The organism is Salegentibacter echinorum (assembly GCF_900129445.1).
Classification (GTDB): Bacteria; Bacteroidota; Bacteroidia; order Flavobacteriales; family Flavobacteriaceae; genus Salegentibacter; species Salegentibacter echinorum.
Window position 1 is genome coordinate 19,669 of record NZ_FQVT01000012.1, and the last position, 19,594, is coordinate 39,262.

Below are 19,594 nucleotides of genomic sequence, written 5' to 3' on the forward strand. Positions count from 1 at the left end.
CAATGAGTATGTTAGAAACCAAACATGAAAAGAAATCTTTTACCATCACGGTAATTCTACACGTGCTGTTAATTGCATTATTATTTTTGTTGGGTTTCACTTATTTAGACCCACCACCCGAAAGTGGGATAGCTATAAATTTTGGTACTGCTGAAGTTGGCTCAGGCAATGAGCAACCTACAGAGCCGGTGAAGTCGGCGCCAAAACGAAATACTGCACCCCAAACACAACCAGAACCCGAACCAATTATTGAAGAAGAGGTGGTGACCCAGGAGCTGGAAGAAGCTCCGGTAATTGAAAAGAAAGAAAAGCCAAAGCCGGTAGTTGAAAAAAAGCCGGAACCCAAACCTAAAGAAGAAGAACCGCCGGTAGAAGAACCAGAACCAAAACCCGATAAATCTACTACAGATGCAATGAGTAGTATTTTAAACGGGCCCGAGAAATCTGGTACAGCAGAATCTGGGGAGGGTAATGATAACCAGGCAGGAGATAAAGGTGATCCGGAAGGTGATTTAAATGCCAGTTCCTACTATGGTACTGGATCTGGTTTGGATGGTGATGGAAATTATCGCCTGGGAGGAAGACGTGCCTTAAATAAGGAAAAATTTGTACAAGATTGTAATGAATCTGGTATTGTAGTGGTGCGAATTGAAGTAAACCGGGATGGGCAGGTTATAAATGCTACCCCGGGCGTAAAGGGAACTACAAATAGTGCTTCCTGTTTAACAGAACCGGCCAAAAGAGCCGCAATGGCTACTCGTTTTAATAGCGATGATAATGCTCCTTCCAGACAGGTAGGAACGATTATTTATAACTTTAAACTTTCCGAATAATTGAGTGCTTATCAAGAAACTGTTGAGTGGATGTTTCAGCAGTTGCCTATGTACCAAAGACAAGGTGCGCAGGCTTTTAAAAAAGACCTTAGCAGAACACTTAAACTCGCTGAATATCTCGGTAATCCGCAGCAGCAATTTAAATCTGTTCATATCGCCGGTACCAATGGTAAAGGCTCTACGGCGCATATTTTAGCTTCAGTAATGCAACAAGCCGGTTATAAGGTGGGTTTATATACTTCACCGCATCTTAGGGATTTTAGAGAACGTATTAAGATAAACGGACAGTTAATTCCGAAGAAATCAGTAACAACTTTTATAAAAGATAACAAAGACTTTCTTACCGAACATAAACTATCGTTTTTTGAGATGACGGTAGGGATGGCTTTTAATTACTTTGCTGAAGAAAAAGTAGAGCTTGCCATTGTAGAAACAGGATTAGGCGGCAGGTTGGATTCTACCAATATCATAACTCCTGAAGTGTCGGTGATCACCAACATAGGATTAGATCACACTGCTTTTTTGGGAGATACCCTGGCGGAAATTGCCAAAGAGAAAGCCGGAATCATAAAAAACAATGTTCCTGTAGTGATTGGTGAAAAACAAAAGGATACTACAGCTGTGTTTACTGAGAAATCCAAAAAGTCTAATTCTAAAATGATTTTTGCACAGGACTTAAATTCGAAAAATCATACGACCGATTTAAAAGGAGAATATCAGAATAAAAACCTGCAAACTGCAGTAGCTACGGTAAATATTCTTAGGGATTTAGGTTGGGACATTTCTGAAGAGTCTCTTACAAACGGGATGATCGCTGTAAAGCTAAATACCGGTTTACAGGGGCGCTGGGATGTTTTACAGGAAAAACCAAGAGTGGTTTGTGATACAGCGCATAATGTAGAAGGTTTAAAATTGGTGCTGGAACAACTTAAAAAAGAAAAATTTCGGCAATTACATATCGTTTTGGGTACCGTAAACGATAAAGATTTGGATAGCATATTGCCACTTTTTCCAAAATCGGCATTTTATTATTTTTCAAAGCCAAATATTCCCCGCGGACTGGAAGCAGGAATATTACAAAAAAAAGCCGGTAGTTTTGGGTTGAAGGGAGAGGTATATAGTTCTATTTCAAATGCCTACGAAGCCGCGCTTCATAATGCTTTAGACGAAGATTTGGTCTTTATAGGAGGGAGTACATTTACCGTAGCAGAAATAATTTAAAATTTTTCACTTTTTTCTTTGTGTAAACTAAAAACAAACATATATTTGCATCCGAATTACAGGATAGGGCGCGTAGCTCAGTTGGTTCAGAGCACTTGGTTTACACCCAAGGGGTCAGGGGTTCGAATCCCTTCGCGCCCACATTATTTTCCAAATCCCTAAAGCAACCTGCTTTTAGGGATTTTTTTATGGCTAAATATTTTACATACATTCTTTTTGGATCAAGAACATTTTCTGGGTTTTTGAGTTTTTAAGCAAATAATTTTTCGAGGCGAAATAAGAAAAATTCGGGTTTTCTTACTCCTCTTAACTGTGCTCTAAATGCTTTAATTTTGGCATTAAAAGATTCTGCTGATGCATTTGTATTTCTATTTATAAAGTAATTGAGAATGGGCCTGTAGTTGAGGCTAATGGAATCGGCGATAGTGTTAGTTTGGATGTTTATCTTAACTTAGCCATCTAAATTCTCAATAAACTTGAGTTTGTATAGTAGCTTTACAAAATAAAATTTATGAAAAAGCTTATTAGAATATTTTCTATAGCTTGTTACCTAATTGCAGTATTGTTAATAATCTTCACTGTACTTTCTATATTTAGAAATGCCGGGATTCGATATTTAAAGATGCTCGATTTCCCTCGTATTCAAATGTTTATCATCATAATAATCAACTTGTTTATTCTTTGGATATTAATAAAAAAGTGGAGATGGTACGATTACTTGATAACGATTGGATTAATAGCTGGGTTGATTATTAATGCTGTATTTCTAATTAATTATACCCGTATAGTTCCTGTGAAAGTTCAGGGGATAAATAAAGTAAAACCTTCAGAGGAACGATTCAGTCTTTTAATGGCCAATGTGAAAATGTCTAATAATAGAACACAGCCTTTAATTGATTTGGTTGAAAACGAAAAACCCGATTTAGTTCTGGTTATGGAAGTTGATGAATGGTGGAATAAAAAACTAGAAATTTTGGACGAAGAATATCCTTATTCCAAACAGGCTCTTAACGAGCTTGCTTATGGAATGGTTTTATACAGTAAATTACCATTAAAAAACGTTGAAATCGATTATTTAAATAATAAGAATGTACCCTCATTTGAAAGTATTATTTCCCTGCCGGGGAAGAAAGAATTCGTATTCCATTCGGTTCATCCTGTTCCACCTACTTATTTTAAAAACCTACCAGATAACGCCGGTCAGGAGGAAAAAGCTTTAAAAAAAATAGGAAAACAAATTCAGGAAGACAAGAGGCCAGCCATCGTAGCTGGTGATTTAAATGATGTAGTTTGGTCGTATGTTGATAATCTAACAGGAACACAAAATATCCTTTACGATGTTAGGATTGGTAGGGGTTTCTTCAACAGTTTTAACGCAAATAATTTCTTAATGCGATGGCCTTTGGATCATGTCTTTGTAACAAAAGAATTTCGTTTAAAACAGTTAAAACGCTTGCCAAAAATTGGTTCAGATCACTTTCCTGTTTTTGTTGAATTGGTGCTATAATCCAAAACATTCACGGAAATGACCTTACTGCTCTACTGTGACTGAATTTAACAATCCCATATTTAGGATTGTGAAGCCTTCGTCACTTTAAAGGTTTATCTCGAATTCATAGATAATTCAGATTAAATCTTCACTCTCGCCCTAATCAAATTTTTAACTTTTTTGATTTTTATAAATACCCACAGAACTTTTTAATTTTTGTAAATTTGGAAAAAATACTAATAATAGGAAATTATCCAATTGCAAATGAAAAAGTCTATAATTCATCTGGATCTCGATGCTTTCTTTGTGTCGGTAGAAAGGAAACTGGATAGCAGGCTTAACAATAGGCCATTAATTGTGGGCGGACTGGGCGATCGTGGGGTGGTTGCTGCTTGCAGTTATGAAACGCGAACTTATGGGGTTCAATCTGGGATGCCCATGAAAGTCGCCCGGCAGCTATGTCCGCAGGCTACGGTTATAAAAGGAAATGCCGGCACTTATACCAAACACTCCCAAACGGTTACCGAAATTATTAAAAGTGAGGTGCCTAGTTTTGAAAAAGCCAGTGTAGATGAGTTTTATGCCGATTTAAGCGGAATGGATAAGTTTTTTGGCATCAACAAATTTGCCCACGAGCTTAGACAAAAGATCATAAAAGAAAGCGGACTTCCCATTTCTTTTGGGCTCTCACAAAATAAGGTTGTTTCTAAAATAGCCACCGGAGAAGGCAAACCAAATGCCGAAATGATTGTACAACAGGGAAACGAAAGAAATTTTTTGGCTCCTTTAAGTGTAAGTAAAATTCCTATGGTAGGCGGAAAAACCTTTCAGAAGTTGATCAATTTGGGAGTTCGAAAAATAAGTACCATCCAGGAGATGCCGGTAGAAATGTTGGAGAGCGTTTTTGGTAAAACAGGCAGGACGATTTGGAAACGTGCTCATGGGCTCGATAATACTCCCATTATTCCCTACCACGAAAGAAAGTCTATTTCTACCGAGCGTACTTTTGGCAAAGATACCATAGATATGGTAAGGTTGCACGCGACCCTGGTAGCCATGGCCGATAGCCTGGCTTATCAACTGCGCAGGGGTGGGAAACTTACCTCGGTAGTGAGCGTGAAAATTCGTTATTCAGATTTTCAAACTCAAAGTAAGCAGGTTAAAATCCCATACACCAGTGCAGATCATATTCTTATTCCCAAGGTTGAGGAATTATTTAAAAAACTTTACACCCGCAGGTTGCTTATTCGTCTTATTGGTGTAAGATTTAGTGGTTTGGTGGGCGGTAACTATCAAATCAACCTTTTTGATGATTCTCAGGATATGCTAAATCTGTATAATTCCTTAGATAAAATTAAGAACCAGTTTGGGGAACACAGCGTACGGCGGGCGGTAACTTTGGGCACCAAAACTATTGGCCGAATGGATAATCCGTTTAACGGGGAACCACCAACCGTTTTAGCACATAGAAAGCAATAATGTTTTATTTAAACTCCCATACCTGGTACTCGTTGCGCTACGGAACTTTTTCTGTAGAAAAGCTCTGTGAACTTGCCCGAGATTTTAAAGTAAGACATCTCGCGCTTACCGATATTAATAACACTTCGGCCTGTCTTAATTTTATAAAAATAGCTTCAGGATTTGGTATAAACCCGTTGGTGGGTATCGATTTTAGAAATGGCGCCGAGCAACAATATGTGGGCATCGCAAAGAATAACCAGGGATTTCTTCAGCTTAATGAACATCTATCCTATAAATTACATAAAAAGGAAACTTTTAATTTTGAAGCACCGCCATTGCCAGACTGTTTTATTATCTATCCGTTTGAGCAGATTTTAGCGCATAAGAAAACCAGCTTTAAAGCCAATGAATTTATAGGGATTTCGGTAGAAAGTCTTCGGAAGCTTAAGTTTTCAGAATATTTAGCATTTAAAGAAAAGTTGATGCTGCAGCAAACACTTAGCTTTAGAAATAAGCGGGATTTTAATGCGCACCGGTTGCTAAGAGCCATAGACAATAATACTTTGCTCAGTAAACTTCCAGAAACAGAGCAGGGCGATTATTCTCAAAGGGTTTTACCTTTAAAAACAATTAAAAAAGCCTTTCAGGATTATCCTTATATTTTAGAAAATACGCAAAAGCTAGTGGATAGTTGCGAGGTGAAATTTAAGTTTGGTAAAACCCAAAACCGAAACCTACAGGTTGTAGAAAACAGTGTACAGGAAGATGTGGCCAGGTTAAAAAAGCTTTGTAAAGACAGGTTGCCTGCGCGCTATCCAGAAGCCGATGCAAAAGTATATGAACGGGTAGAAAAAGAGCTTAAGGCGATTATCAAGCTGGGTTTTGTTTCCTATTTTTTAATCAATTATGATATTGTGCAGTACGCCCGCTCCAAAAACTTTCCGTTTATTGGCCGGGGGAGTGGTGCCAACTCGATTATTGCTTATATTATTGGGATTACCAATGTAGATCCCATTGAGTTAGATCTATATTTTGAGCGTTTTATTAACGAAAACCGGAGTTCGCCACCAGATTTTGACATCGATTTTTCCTGGAAAGATCGCAACGAGGTAACCCGATTTATTTTTGAAAACTATGAACATACTGCGCTTATGGGAACTTATGTTACCTTTAAACGCCGTGCGGTTGCCAGGGAGTTAGGAAAGGTTTTTGGCCTGCCAAAAGAGAATATTGATAAACTTTCTGCCGGTTTTTTTAATTTTTCTGAATTGGATCAACTAGAGCAATTGGTGCTAAGATATAGTGCGTTAATTGAAGGTTTTCCCAATTATTTAAGTGTGCATTCTGGTGGAATTTTAATTCTGAATGATTCAGTTTTTAATTATGCTGCTACTTTTTTGCCGCCCAAGGGGTTTCAAACTATGCAGATAGATATGAATATTGCTGAAGAAGTAGGCATTCATAAGTTTGATATTCTTGCCCAACGAGGACTCTCAAAAATCACCGATGCAATAGCGCTAGTAAAGGAAAATCAGCCACAGGCTAAGCTTGAAGATATTGAAAATGTTTCAGTCTTTAAAAATGATCCTGAAATCAATAATCTCCTAAAAACGGGGGATTGTATGGGGGTTTTTTATGTGGAATCCCCGGCAATGCGCGGCTTGCTTACTAAGCTGCAAACCGATAATTATTTAAACCTGGTAGCGGCCAGTTCTATAATTAGGCCAGGGATTTCCAGCGGTGGGATGAAAGAAGAGTATATTAAACGCCACAGGGATCCACAACGTAGAAAGCAGGGGCATCCTGTGATGCTGGAGATTATGGGTGATACTTATGGGATTATGGTGTACCAGGAAGATGTGATGAAAGTGGCCCATAAGTTCGCGGGACTCAGTTTTGAGGATGCCGATGTGCTGCGCCGGGGGATGAGTGGTAAGAAAACTTCTAAAGGACAAATGCAGCGAATTGAAGCAAAATTTAGAAATAATTGTATTCAGAAGAAATACGATAAGAAAATTATAGATGAGGTTTGGGAACAAATATCCTCTTTTGCAGGATATGCTTTTCCGAAGGGACACTCGGCTTCCTATGCTATAGAAAGTTACCAGAGCTTGTATTTAAAAAGGTATTTTCCGCTGGAGTTTATGGTTGCAGCCTTGAATAATGGCGGTGGATTTTATAATTTGGAAACTTATATTCAGGAGATAAGAAAATGTGGAGGGCGTGTACATCCTCCCTGTATTAATAAAAGTGACCATCCCAATGTGATCTATGGGAAGGATATCTACTTAGGACTGGGTTATATTAAAGAGCTGGAAACGAAGACCATTCAACATATCCTGGAAAATCGGCAGTTTTTTGGGAGATTTAAGTCTTTTAATGATTTTATAGACCGAATAAATATTTCGATAGACCAGCTGAGTTTATTGTTGAAAATAAATGCCTTTCGGTTTACGGGCATCGATAAACATCATTTGATCTGGAAAGCACATTTTAAATTACAGGGCTCAAAACCAGAGACCAATCAGGAAAAATTGTTTACTACGCCTACAAAAGATTTTAAATTGCCCGAGTTTAAATATTCTGAACTCGTGGAAGCTTTTGACCAGATGCAGCTTTTAGGATTTTCGCTTTCCAATCAATTTAAATTATTAAAACATCCTATTCAAAAATCGGTGCGGGCCAAAGAGTTGAAAAACTATATTGACCGGGAAATAACGATTTATGGTGATTTGATAACCGTTAAAAAAACCGGCACCTCAAACGGAAAATATATGTATTTTGGGACATTTTATGATGTGGAAAATGAGGTTTTTGATACCGTTCAATTCTCAAAAATTGCCGCAAAATTTCCGCTACGTAGCAAAGGTATTTATAAATGCCGGGGCGTGGTAAAAAATGATCTGGGCTATATTTCTATCGCGATAAACCAAATTTCCCGGGAAGAAACCTTAAGTGACCCCAGGTTAGTAGATAATTATGGGAAATTTGCTTTAGGTTCAAATTCTCATAAATTTCAAGAATAACACCAACTTAGTTTTGTAGAGTAGCAAAGAAAACGAAGTTGCTTTTTTATTCCATGAAAATAGAGCGCAAAAAGAACGAATTTGAATGCTCCACTACTTGGCTGAATTGGTGTAAGCTCTACAACAATAAAGTTTCTTAATTTCTGGTTCTCAGGATTTTCTTTAACCGGGGAATAGTGGTTTTAAATATCACCTAACTAAACCATTATTTAAACTTCTTTGACAAAAATTTTTCTTGAAACAGCAGTTTCAATAAGTCTATCAAGTTTTTCTGTATAAAACCCTGAAATTGCACCTTCTTTCTCTGTATCCATAAGTTCTTTACGAGCTACGGGAACACTATATGGTAATGACCAGGCTCTTAAAGCTTTAGAAATATTTTCCATTGCATTTATTCCATTCATCGCTTGAACACCATCTGCCCAACAAATTGTTGCCACTTTCTTGTCTGTTAGATAAGGTTTTGGTAATCGAGATGTAGTTTCCAGCCAGTCCAAACAATTTTTCATCGCACCGGGAATGCTTCCGTGATATAAAGGAGCTAGCCAAAAGTGAGTATCTGCTGCAAGAAATTGTTCTGTCATATTCTTTACAGTTTGAGGTGTCTCAGGAAATGAGAAATCCAACATGGGGATAGCTTCTTGTGACAGATTAAAAACTGTAGTTTCAATATTCTTTTCTTTTAATCTTTTCAATAGATAGTTTGAGATTATACTTGCTGTAGAGTTAGCTCCACTTTCAACACTTCCAATAAATATTATTACTTTCACAAAATACGTTTTAGATAATTTCTAAATTCAATTAGCTCAACAAAAACCAGGGGATTAAATAAGCTATAATTCCAAAGCCAAGTATATAAAAAATAAAGGATAAACCCTACTAATATTTGAATATGGATAGTTATCATATCAATTAGTATTACGGTTTTAGCTGATTTGCTCCAGGATTTATTAAGTGAAAATCTAAACAAGCAATATAATTAAAATTGAACTCCAATGGCGTGCAAAACCTTATAATTGATTTGTTGTAAAACCTTGATATAGTAGAATTCTTATAGATTTTTTGTATTTAGGATTTACATTTTGATTCAGCTGAAATTACCGATTTTTAAATTAGAAAGGTCTTGACTGCGCTCGACCTGGCATAAAACATCGTTTTTTAGTAAATTATAATGTCACTTCGAGCGCAGTCGAGAAGTTTTTCTATGAATTGTTTAGTTTTATAATTATTTAGGACGTTATTAGTTGAACTTATTTAAACTTTTCCTCTTGAAGTGAAATTTAGCGAGTTTTTACTTATTTGAAGGCTTTTTTGAGGGTACAGTCCCGAAATTTCTGGGCTATGGAAGGATAAAAGAACAAAAAATCGACGTAGAAAAAGGAGTTTTTCAGTCTAAAAAATTCAAAATCTTTAAAACTAGCCTAAACCGAAACTTCTTCCTCTTTTATGTAATTTGCGATATATTCGGCGTCTTTTTTTATTCCGCCTAAAGTGGCAGATCCACGCGTGTGCAGCCAGGGTAAACCAATAAAGTAAAGTCCTTTTATATTACTAATGCCCCGGTCGTGTTTGGGATAGCCGTCTTTAGTGAGTTCCAGGCCATCAATCCAGGAAAAGTTTGGTCGGTAACCGGTGGCCCAAATAATGTTTTTTAGATCGTGAATTTCCCTGGTTTCGGTGACAATGGTTTTACCTTCAGCATTTATGGTATTTCCAACGGGTTTCACATTGTCCCTCTTGAGAATTCCCTTTACATCGGTGCCAATAACCGGCTGTCGCGATTTAATTATTTTACGACCTATCCAGGATTTTCGGCTAAAACTTAGAAATCCGGTTTTGGTAAACCACCACCATAGGGTTTTACCCAATATTTCCTGTGGTAATACCTGTACATCTGTAGCTCCTGAAAAATATGTGATTCTCTCAGAATCTGAAATTTCATCTAATATTTGAAATCCGGAATCCCCGGCACCTACCACCATTGCAGCACCTTCCTGTAATTGCTGCGGATTTTTATAAAAATTACTGTGAATTTGAAAAATGTCTTCAGAGATCTTTTTAGAAAAAGAGGGGGTGTAGGGTATATGGAAGGGTCCGGTAGCAATAACCAAATTCCTGGTTTTTAATGTTCCGTTTTCGTGTTTTAGCGTAAAAATTCCCTGCTCTTTGTGAACACTGCTAATTAAGGTGTTCAGCTGAAGTTGAATATTAAATCGCTTTGCATATTGCTTAAAATAATTGGCAACCTCTTCCTTATTGGGATAATAACCTTTTTTTGCCGGAAAATCCATTCCCGGTAAGTTGTTAAATTCTGAAGGAGTAAATAGTGTTAAAGAATCCCAGCGGTTTAACCAGGATGCGCCAACTTCATCCTCCTTATCGACTACCAGATAATTTTTTCCTAATTTATCAAGATAGTAAGCCATAGAAAGTCCGGCCTGGGCGGCACCAATAACAACAAAATCTAACATTCAATTTTTTTTGCAAAGATAGGTTTTTTGAATAAATAAGAAGTTCATTCTGTGAGTTTTAGACCGTGTTAACCTGCATTATTCAAGGTTATTAATTAATTTTTCTAATTGCGCGGGTTAACCCCGACTTAGTTGTACCTATTTTTGAGTATCAAAAATATTGGTAAAACTTAGTCGCAGTATAGCAACGAGGTCAATCTGGTCAATATTTCGGGTTCAGACTTTATACAACAGGATAGAAGAATTTCTCCTGAAGTTTTTTAGATGTAAAGCATCCTTTAATTATCGTTTTTATAAGGATTTAAAACTATTAAATGCAGCAAAAATTCTTAATTTTAAAAATTATGGAAAAACAGATAAAACCTTATGTGCTGGCCGATACTAATTGGAAGCACGTAAAAGACGAGGAGTTTAGTGTCGCTATTTTACCCTGGGGCGCTACCGAAGCTCACAATTACCACTTACCTTATGCCACAGATAATATTTTGGCCGAGGAAGCTGCCATAAGATCGGCAGGAAAGGCCTGGGAACAACAAGCTAAAGCCGTTGTTTTACCCTGTATTCCTTTTGGAGTGAATACGGGACAAATGGATGTAAAACTTTGTATGAATTTTAATCCCTCAACCCAGTATGCCATCTTAAAAGATGTCGCGCAGGTTTTGCAAAAACACGGTATAAATAAGTTGGTGATCTTAAATGCTCACGGTGGCAACAACTTTAAACAAATGATTAGGGAGTTAAGCCTGGAGTATCCAAAGTTATTTGCCTGTTCTGTAAACTGGTGGCAAACAACAGATGCAAAACCTTATTTTAAGGAGCCGGGTGATCACGCCGGGGAGTTGGAAACTGCCGCCATTATGCACCTACGGCCGCAGCTTGTTCTGCCGCTTGAAGAAGCCGGTACCGGTAAAGCAAAGGAATTTAAAATAACCGCTCTACGGGAAGGTTGGGCAAGCGCACAACGCGAGTGGACTCAAGTCACTAAAGATACCGGGGTTGGAAATCCCAAAGCGGCAACTGCCGAAAAAGGTGAAGTTTTCTTTGAAAAGTCCACCGATTTAATTGCAGAATTTCTGCAGGAATTGCACGAAGCAGATCTTAAAGATATGTATCACTAATGCTTAAATCTTTAGTTTATATTTTCGGATTTTTATTTTTAGGAGAGACCATCACCTATTTTTTTGAAATGCCAATTACCGGGAATATTCTTGGCATGATCCTCATTTTTCTAGCACTGCGTTTTAAAATCATCAAATTAAAAGATGTAAAACCTGCTTCAGATAAATTGATGAAATACTTAATCCTATTTTTTATTCCCTATGGCGTGGGCTTAATGACGCACTTTGATATCATTGCCAATTATTGGGTGCCAATATCAGTAGCAATTATTGCCAGTACAGCGTTTGCCCTTTATGTGACTGCAATTATTATGGAAAAATTTGGTAAGTGATGCAGGAATTTTTTCAATTACCGGTATTTGGAGTGTTAATAAGTATAAGCGCTTATATGGGCGCAGAAAAGCTTCAGAAGAAATTTAACTATCCGTTTTTCAACCCCGTATTAATCGCTATCCTTTTTATCATCGGGTTTCTTCTCGTTTTTAATATTGATTTTGAAACTTACAATCGAGGTGGTAAGTATATTAGCTTCTTTTTAGGACCTTCTATTGTTGCTTTAGGAGTATTTTTTTATGAAAAATATGAAGAGGTGAAACAAAATCTAAAAGTGTTCCTAATCACGGTTTTTATAGGCGGAATAAGCGGTGTGTTAAGCGTAGTATTGATACTCTATTTATTACAAGCTCCAGATTTCCTTATAAAATCCCTCGCAGCAAAATCGGTCACCACGCCTATTGCCATAGAGATTAGCAGGCTTATTGAAGGTGTACCTGAAGTTACTGCCGGGGTAGTGCTTGCTGCCGGGGTTTTTGGCAATGCCTTTGGTCCTTTTTTACTGAAGAAATTAGGGATTAAAAGTAAGATCGCAATAGGAACTGCGCTTGGGACAACTTCACACGGAATCGGGACTGCAAGGGCTTTTGAAGAAGGTAAACTGCCGGGAGTTTACAGTGGGCTCGCTATGTGCGTAAATGGAATAATTACCGCATTAATCACTCCATATTTGCTGGAATTGTTTCTTTAAAAATCATTGATGTCCGATAAAAATATAACTAATTAGCATGTTCTCTTTTATAGCAAAGCCCAAAAGCGATTTCATAATTATCCACCTTGCTATTAGAAATCTTTACGAAAAAGAGTTAATTGAAGAATATCACTTATGAAAAAAGTTGGATTCTCAGTTAGTTAGAGTTTAGTCTTTTCTCTTTTTTCTTGCAGCGAAGCGATCTTGTTTCTTTACCGGACAATAGTGTTTAAAAATAAATATCTTGAACCAATAACGTTCTAAATAATTATAAAGCTAAAAAGTTCATAGAAAAACTTCTCGACTGCGCTCGAAGTGACATTATAATTACTAAAAAACAATGTCTTATGTCTGGTCGAGCGCAGTCGAGACCTCCTTAATTGAAAAAAATCGGTAATTTCAGTTGAATCAAAAATTAAGTCCTTTAATTCAAAAAACTATAAGAATTCTACGATAATATGGTTTTACAGCAAATCAATAATAACGTTAAAGACGCCATTGACTTTGAACTTAAAACTTTAAACCAAATACTGACATTTGTCATATTTTTCAGCGGCTGTTGAGCTTATCTTTGGGGAAAGAATTTATGAGTAGAGTTTCGCTTCCTCAAAAAGAAGAAAGTTTGAATTAGCCGTGAAAACCATCTTCAAGTGAATACGATTAAAGAAGCGAGTGGCTGTCTTTGCAGCTAAATTTTGTTGTTAAAAAGACTGTTTGGAATGTAGATGCGTTAGTTGGGAAATATGTTCTTAACAGTCTTTTTTAAAATAAAAACGCTCTAAATTCCCAGGCTTTATAGCTAAAAAATACAAGGAAGCCAATTGCTACCACAAACTCCATAAATGTAGAGGCCAATAACCCTATAAAAGAGCCATAAGCAGCTTTCATCGCTTTTTTAGAGTTTGCTTTATTCAGGATTTCCCCTACAAAAGCACCTACAAACGCGCCTATAATTATGCCTAAGGGTATGGGAAGAAAAATGCCAATGATTAGGCCTATAGTTGCGCCCCACATTCCGGTTTTGCTGCCGCCATATCTTTTGGTGCCCATTGCAGGAATAATAATTTGCATCGCATAAATTATTACTGCCAAAATTAAAGAAATACCCAAAACCCAGTAATTTATGGGAACCGATGGTGCTAAATAGAGTAGTAACAACCCTAACCAGCTAAAAGGTACCCCGGGCAACACCGGTAAAAAACTTCCCAAAACCCCCAGGATTGTTAATACTGCTCCCAGAATAAATAAAATAAGATCCATAGTTATGCTGCTTGTATTTCTTCAAAGATAATGGTTTCAGAAAATATTTTAAACTAAATCATTAGGTTAAACTAAACATTTAGTTTATATTTGTAATCTAAAGTTCAAAGTTCTGGAATTGACAGAAATAACATATAGATATTATGAAACAGCTCACCAAAGCAGAAGAGGAGATTATGCAAATTCTCTGGAAATTAGAAAAAGCCAATGTTGCGGCAATTATCGACGAGATGCCCAAGCCAAAACCGGCTTATAATACGGTTTCTACTATTGTTAGGATTTTAGAAGATAAAGGTTTTGTGGCTCACGAAAAGAGGGGGAAAGGCTACTGGTATTATCCGTTGCTCGCCAGGGAAACTTACAGTAACCAAAGTATTAATAAGCTCATGAATAATTATTTTAATGGGTCTTTTAAAAGTATGGTGTCTTTTTTTATGAAAAAGAATGAGCTGGATACTGCCGATTTGGAGGCGATCTTAAAAGAAATTAATAAAAAAGAAGACTAATGTTACACTATATACTACAGGTCATTATTTTTCAACTGGTCTTTTTGCTGGTGTATGAGTTTTGGCTGAAAAAAGAAACGTTTTTCACCTTGAATAGATGGTACTTGTTAGTAACACCAATCATATCCTTTTTATTACCACTATTAAAGATTGAAGGTCTGGCGGCTTTAGTGCCGGCCGATTCGGTAGCGGTAATTTCCCAGGTTTGGTTGCCAGAAGTGATTTTGGGAGCGGGAGCTCAACCCGAAAGAATTCAGCAATTGCCCGCTGTTAATATAACCGCACAGGCTACGGAAATTAACTGGTGGCTGGTACTTTATTTAAGCGGATTTACATTCGGATTTATACTTCTGCTAAAGAAATACTTCAGCCTTAAAAAACTCTTTCGGTTTAGTATTATTTCTGAAGATAAGAAGATAAAAATCATAGAAATACCCGATTCTAAATTAGCCTGTACTTTTTTTAACACCGTTTTCCTGGGTGAGAAATTAGCGGATGCTGAAAGACAACAAATCCTAAAGCACGAATTGGTTCATGTGAAGGAGAAACACAGTTTTGACCTCGTGTTTTTTGAAGTTTTAAAACTGGTATTTTGGTTTAACCCCTTAATGTACCTGTACCAATCCCGGCTTGCCACTTTGCACGAATTCATCGCCGATGCAAAAGTGTTACAGAGCGTAGGAAAAAAATCTTATTATGAGCAATTGCTCAATACCGCGTTTAATACGCAGAATATTTCATTCATCAATCAATTTTTTAATCATTCATTAATCAAAAAACGAATAGTTATGTTACAAAAATCAAAATCGAAAACAATCGCAAAAATGAAGTATTTGGTAGTACTACCACTACTTTTACTAATGCTCACTTATGTTTCCTGTTCAGATGATAAAGAGGAATTAAATGATGATCTAAGCATTTCAGAACAACTTGCAGAGATAAAAACAGCTCTGGAAGATGGAAAACAGCTCAATAATGAAGAGGTAAGACAATTCCTGGAAATTATGGAACAGGTAAAACAAACTACTCCGCCACCACCGCCATTACCACCGAATATGAGAAATGGAAAATCAAATGATCACGGAAATGATATTCCATTTGCAGTTATCGATGAAGTTCCTGTTTTTCCGGGCTGTGAGGATTTAAATTCTGAAGCAGAGAAGAAAGACTGTATGTCTAAAGAAATCAATCAATTTGTAAATAAAAATTTTAACACTGATGAAATGCAGAAATATGCCGAGCCCGGTATAAATCGTGTTATTGTTCAGTTTAAAATAGATGAAAATGGTAATATTCAAAAAATAAAATCCAGGGCGGCAAATCCTAAATTAGAAGCCGAAGCTAAGCGGATTATTTCAGAACTTCCTAAAATGAAACCGGGCAAACAGCAAGGGAAAGCGGTAAATACAATGTATTCACTTCCTATAGTTTTTCAGGTAAATGAGTAAAATTGGCCTAATAATTTTACTGTTATTTGTTAGCAAAGTCGAAGCTCAAACTTCGGCTTTAGCTGTTTCAGATAGTTTGTATGCCGTAGGCGAATATGATAAAGCAATTGCAGCACTAAAAGAAATAAGTCCAAAATCAGAGAAAATCCATTTAAAACTTGCCAAGAATTACGCAGCGAACCGGGAAACCGAAGAAGCACTTTTTCAGTATAAAAAAGTTTTAGAAAATAATCAGAATCGGGTATTAACTGCGGTTTCTTATGGCGAACTTTTCATGAAAGCAGGGCAACTAAAGCGAGCAGATAGTGTTTTTAGAGCTTTGGCCAGGCAATATCCTAAAAATGCCAGGTTTCAATATCGCCTGGGCTTAATAAAAGAGAAGCAAAAAGATAGCACGGCGATTCATCATTTTATGTTTACCATTGCTTTAAACGAACGCCACCAGGGCGCTTTGTATAAAGTGGCCAAAAATAAACTACAAAACCGGCTATACACCATGGCCGAGCATTTTAGTAAAATGGGGCTTGAAGTAAATCCTAAAAACCCTTCTTTACTTTCCATTTTGGCGCAAACATATTCTTCGCTTAAACTTTATAAAGAAGCAATTCCGCATTATGAAAAGCTAATCCAGCTAGGGCAGGAGTCTGTATTTATTTATACGAAACTGGGTTTTGCCTATTACCGAGAGGGAAATTATAAAGACGCCATCAAAATGTATAAAAATGCATTGCAAATAGAAGACCGTAGTTCAGATACTCACTATACCCTGGGAAAACTTTATGCGTTAACCGGTGATTTAGACAAGTCTGAAACTCATTTTCTTATGGCTATTCTAATAAAAAATCAGTCGGTAGATGCTGAATATTTAAGCTTGGCATTAACCTACAAAATGCAGGAAAAACACAAAGAGGCTTTGAAATATTTCAATAAAGCTCTGGCCGAAAATCCCGAAAATGAACGGGCACTTTATGAACGAGCCGTAGCTGCCGATAACTACTATAAGGATGATAAAGCGGCGATAAACTATTATCAGGATTATTTTAACAAGTATGAAAATATAGGAAATGCCGGGATGTTATCCAGGGCTAAAAATAGAATTAGTGATCTAAAGAAAAAGATGCATTTAGCCGAAAAATAGTACGAAGTTTTATTCTGCTGGTCCTGCTGAGCCCGTCGAAGCACAGCCTGTCGAAGCAAAACTTGTTGAAGCAAATTAGATCATTTTTTTTAAGATGATTACTAAACTACTTTAAACCAACAATATAAAATTTTAATCGCTGGGCGATAGCCAAGGATTCAATTTCCCGGGGGCTTGCCTCGAAATAAAAGATATTTTTCTGAAGCATACCTCGTATACCAGGGGCGAGCTTGTTGATTTTTACAGCCTAACACATTTATTATTCAAAACATTCTTCTCTTAAATTTCCTTACTTTTGCTAAAAGTCCAAGCGTGATTGCCAATGAAAAGAGTTTTACTCCTTATTGCTGTATTTTTATTTCTCTCCTGTAACTTCGAGACTAAGAAAATCTCTTCAGAAGAGGTGTTGGAACTTGAATCTAAGACCTTAAACTGGAAAGAAGTAGATGAGTATCCCGCTTTTAAAGATTGCCAGGAAATCACAGAACTCTCTGCGGCGCGCCAATGTTTTGAGCAGGAAGTTGCAGAAAATGTGTATGCTTATCTTGCCAAACAGCAACCTGTAGTTACCCAAAGTATAGACGACACGCTATTTTTGTTTCTGCAAATTGACAGAAAGGGAACGCCCAGGATAGATTCGGTAGAAATAGACACCACGCTTACCAATGAGCTGCCAGAGCTTAGAACCTGGCTTAACCAAAGTATAGATTCCTTACCAAAAATATATCCCGCCAGTAAACGCGGCGTACCGGTTGCTACCGTTTTTAAAATGCCTGTGGTTATAAAAGCAGAATAGGGTTTTGAAGTTAGAGGTTGAAAATTAGAAGTTAGAAGCACGAAACTGGAAGATCGAAGTTAAAAGTATATTTTCAAAGGTTGTAGTTTAAAAAAAGCTAATATACTCGTAATTAGCTGTCATTGCGACGTAGGAGGAATCTTTTCCCTTAGAATAAAGATTCTTCACTCCGCAAGCTTAGCCTGTCTTGAGCAAAGACGAAAGGTTCTGAATGACTGGTCAAAATATTATTTGCACAAAATATTCATGTATTGGTGGCTGAAAAAAGGATGCTTTAACTCCCAATCGCGACATTCCACTTTCTCACCGTCCAGGATTTGATTAAGCCATTGTTATAATAGGGATCGTTTTTTACAAAAGCTTCAATAATTTTTTCGCTATCAGCTTTAAAAATGAGTAGCGCTTCGTTTGCCGGATTCTCCAAAGCACCGCCTTGTTGTAAGTAACCTTCATTGAAATATTCGGTGGCGTGGCTTAGATGTTCTTTTCTGAATTTTTTACGCTCTTCCAAAAAATTATCTCCTGTTTTATAAGTCAGTATATAGTATTTCATAGTTGATTTTTATCCAAATTATTCATAGAAATTACTGAAAGGTCTAAAGCGATTAAGTTCAACTATCCCGAGCACTCGAGATTAATCCCCTTAAAAAACAAATCTCATTAATCACGTGAATTATGCGGGTTAAATGTTCTTCCCTTCCAGGAATAACTCGAAAATAGCGTTTTTATCGCCACAAAACTGCTAAAAAAAGGATAAAAAATACTGCTCCACCAATAGTGGATTAGAGCTTTCTTTCTATTAAAAGTTACCGCCGATTGATAGATTAAGGTAAAATCCAGGCAGATTTTTACAATAAAAACTAATAGAATAATACCAAAATTAATCATCTGAAATAAACTTAATATTACAGTAACTAATAAACTGAAATTCATCAAGAGAACTACTATACCCGCAAATTTCGCAAAAAGACTAGTGTAGGAAGGTGTTTTAGAAGCCCAGCGTAGCCTTTGTGAGATGAGGTTTTTAAAACTTTTCTGTGCTTTGGTGTACACTATACTTTCGTTATTTTTAAGAAACGAAATTTTATAGTTCTTCTGCTGAAATTTTTGCAATAAAAACACATCGTCCCCACTGGCAATTTCAGTATTACCTTCATATCCGGAAACTTCAAAAAACGCCTGTTTTTTATAACAAAGATTTGCCGCGCTACAAAAAAAAGATTTTTTAATGCCAAAAGCACCGCCTGTAGTGGCTTGCAAGCTAAAAACATCTATTTCTTCAAAAATCTGCGATAATTTTTGGGTTGGGCGTAAGGCAACCTGGCCTGCCACCAGCGTGCTCTCGGTACGGATTAAAAAATCATTGTAAACCTGTAACCATTTAATAGGCAGCTGGCAATCGGCATCGGTGGTTAAAGTATAATCAAACTTAGCCTCGTTTATTGCCGTGTGTATAGCGTCTTTTTTTGGAGAATTGGTAAACCTTTTATTGGCTATTATTTTTAACTGAATTTCAGGATATTTCTGCTGGAAATTTTTAATGATCGCTACTCCTGTATCTTCAGAAGCGTCATTTATCATTAAAATTTCAAATTTCGATGCTGGGTAATTTATTTCAGCAATACTTTTTAAAAGATCAGGTAAATTTTCTGCTTCGTTTCTAAAGGGAATAATGATAGAAAAATAATGCTGTGATGGCAATCCTTCCGAAGAAAAATAGGGAATCCTTTTCCATCCGTAGATAAGACTAAGGATAAGTACAGCATAGAGCGTGCAAATAAGGTAGAAAATTAGCATAGTTTA

General features: G+C 36.8%; 17 protein-coding genes, 1 tRNA gene and 1 pseudogene. 13 read left to right on the plus strand and 6 right to left on the minus strand.

Translation table 11 applies throughout. From position 1 onward, the window contains the following. Window positions 1-2: 2 nt before the first annotated feature. The 3 genes from BUA71_RS13855 to BUA71_RS13865 all read left to right on the plus strand — a co-directional run bounded on the left by BUA71_RS13855 (window position 3) and on the right by BUA71_RS13865 (window position 2,195). A complete protein-coding gene (locus BUA71_RS13855; RefSeq protein ID WP_072880800.1) occupies window positions 3-833 on the plus strand; it encodes an energy transducer TonB in 831 nt (276 codons plus the stop codon). Then, the gene (locus BUA71_RS13860) at window positions 834-2,054 is read left to right on the plus strand and encodes a bifunctional folylpolyglutamate synthase/dihydrofolate synthase (RefSeq protein ID WP_245812597.1); all 1,221 of its coding nucleotides are present in this window, start codon (window positions 834-836) and stop codon (window positions 2,052-2,054) included. A 66-nt stretch (window positions 2,055-2,120) separates the two neighbouring features. Further along, a tRNA-Val gene (locus BUA71_RS13865) sits at window positions 2,121-2,195 on the plus strand. 109 nt (window positions 2,196-2,304) lie between these two features. On the opposite strand, the pseudogene BUA71_RS17865 reads toward BUA71_RS13865, so the two are convergent. After that, window positions 2,305-2,484: pseudogene (locus BUA71_RS17865) on the minus strand (transposase); the annotation flags it as partial. Between the two features lie 81 nt (window positions 2,485-2,565). On the opposite strand from BUA71_RS17865, the gene BUA71_RS13875 reads away from it, so the two are divergent. The 3 genes from BUA71_RS13875 to BUA71_RS13885 all read left to right on the plus strand — a co-directional run bounded on the left by BUA71_RS13875 (window position 2,566) and on the right by BUA71_RS13885 (window position 8,030). Beyond that, on the plus strand, window positions 2,566-3,561 hold the full coding sequence (locus BUA71_RS13875; protein ID WP_072880802.1) for an endonuclease/exonuclease/phosphatase family protein: 996 nt from the start codon (window positions 2,566-2,568) through the stop codon (window positions 3,559-3,561). A 246-nt stretch (window positions 3,562-3,807) separates the two neighbouring features. Continuing rightward, window positions 3,808-5,022, plus strand: coding sequence for a DNA polymerase IV (gene dinB, locus BUA71_RS13880; RefSeq protein ID WP_072880804.1), 1,215 nt, complete (start codon window positions 3,808-3,810; stop codon window positions 5,020-5,022). Continuing rightward, entirely contained in the window at window positions 5,022-8,030 is a 3,009-nt protein-coding gene (locus BUA71_RS13885) for a DNA polymerase III subunit alpha (protein ID WP_072880806.1), read from the plus strand. The genes dinB and BUA71_RS13885 overlap by 1 nt, the downstream gene beginning before the upstream one ends. Before the next feature lie 209 nt (window positions 8,031-8,239). On the opposite strand, the gene BUA71_RS13890 is transcribed toward BUA71_RS13885, so the two are convergent. Both BUA71_RS13890 and BUA71_RS13895 read right to left on the minus strand, forming a co-directional pair. Further along, window positions 8,240-8,800, minus strand: a complete 561-nt coding sequence (locus tag BUA71_RS13890; RefSeq protein WP_072880808.1) for an NADPH-dependent FMN reductase — start codon at window positions 8,798-8,800, stop codon at window positions 8,240-8,242. A gap of 651 nt (window positions 8,801-9,451) precedes the next feature. Further along, entirely contained in the window at window positions 9,452-10,501 is a 1,050-nt protein-coding gene (locus BUA71_RS13895; RefSeq protein WP_072880810.1) for a flavin-containing monooxygenase, read from the minus strand. A gap of 344 nt (window positions 10,502-10,845) precedes the next feature. On the opposite strand from BUA71_RS13895, the gene BUA71_RS13900 reads away from it, so the two are divergent. Genes BUA71_RS13900 through BUA71_RS13910 form a run of 3 tightly spaced genes read left to right on the plus strand, consistent with a single transcriptional unit; the run spans window position 10,846 to window position 12,643 of the window. Continuing rightward, window positions 10,846-11,619: a creatininase family protein gene (locus BUA71_RS13900; RefSeq protein ID WP_072880896.1), complete on the plus strand. Its 774-nt coding sequence runs from the start codon at window positions 10,846-10,848 to the stop codon at window positions 11,617-11,619. Next, a complete protein-coding gene (locus BUA71_RS13905) occupies window positions 11,619-11,951 on the plus strand; it encodes a CidA/LrgA family protein (RefSeq protein WP_072880812.1) in 333 nt (110 codons plus the stop codon). The genes BUA71_RS13900 and BUA71_RS13905 overlap by 1 nt, the downstream gene beginning before the upstream one ends. Further along, window positions 11,951-12,643 carry an LrgB family protein gene (locus BUA71_RS13910; RefSeq protein ID WP_072880814.1) on the plus strand — a complete coding sequence of 231 codons (693 nt, stop codon included), beginning with the start codon at window positions 11,951-11,953 and terminating at the stop codon, window positions 12,641-12,643. The genes BUA71_RS13905 and BUA71_RS13910 overlap by 1 nt, the downstream gene beginning before the upstream one ends. Window positions 12,644-13,405: 762 nt before the next feature. Here BUA71_RS13910 and BUA71_RS13915 read toward each other — a convergent pair. Next, window positions 13,406-13,903 carry a DUF456 domain-containing protein gene (locus BUA71_RS13915; RefSeq protein ID WP_072880816.1) on the minus strand — a complete coding sequence of 166 codons (498 nt, stop codon included), beginning with the start codon at window positions 13,901-13,903 and terminating at the stop codon, window positions 13,406-13,408. Window positions 13,904-14,046: 143 nt separating this feature from the next. Here BUA71_RS13915 and BUA71_RS13920 point away from each other — a divergent pair, with 143 nt between their 5' ends. From BUA71_RS13920 to BUA71_RS13935, 4 genes are all read left to right on the plus strand, one after another. After that, complete coding sequence (locus BUA71_RS13920) at window positions 14,047-14,409, plus strand: BlaI/MecI/CopY family transcriptional regulator (protein ID WP_072880818.1); 363 nt, start codon at window positions 14,047-14,049, stop codon at window positions 14,407-14,409. Beyond that, entirely contained in the window at window positions 14,409-15,857 is a 1,449-nt protein-coding gene (locus tag BUA71_RS13925) for a M56 family metallopeptidase (RefSeq protein WP_072880820.1), read from the plus strand. The genes BUA71_RS13920 and BUA71_RS13925 overlap by 1 nt, the downstream gene beginning before the upstream one ends. Further along, window positions 15,850-16,995: a tetratricopeptide repeat protein gene (locus BUA71_RS13930; RefSeq protein WP_072880822.1), complete on the plus strand. Its 1,146-nt coding sequence runs from the start codon at window positions 15,850-15,852 to the stop codon at window positions 16,993-16,995. The genes BUA71_RS13925 and BUA71_RS13930 overlap by 8 nt, the downstream gene beginning before the upstream one ends. A 322-nt stretch (window positions 16,996-17,317) precedes the next feature. After that, complete coding sequence (locus BUA71_RS13935; RefSeq protein WP_072880824.1) at window positions 17,318-17,791, plus strand: hypothetical protein; 474 nt, start codon at window positions 17,318-17,320, stop codon at window positions 17,789-17,791. Between the two features lie 274 nt (window positions 17,792-18,065). Here BUA71_RS13935 and BUA71_RS13940 read toward each other — a convergent pair whose 3' ends face one another. Further along, the gene (locus BUA71_RS13940) at window positions 18,066-18,344 is read right to left on the minus strand and encodes a YciI family protein (RefSeq protein ID WP_072880826.1); all 279 of its coding nucleotides are present in this window, start codon (window positions 18,342-18,344) and stop codon (window positions 18,066-18,068) included. A 107-nt stretch (window positions 18,345-18,451) separates the two neighbouring features. Further along, window positions 18,452-19,588, minus strand: a complete 1,137-nt coding sequence (locus BUA71_RS13945) for a glycosyltransferase (protein ID WP_072880828.1) — start codon at window positions 19,586-19,588, stop codon at window positions 18,452-18,454. Between the last annotated feature and the right edge of the window lie 6 nt (window positions 19,589-19,594).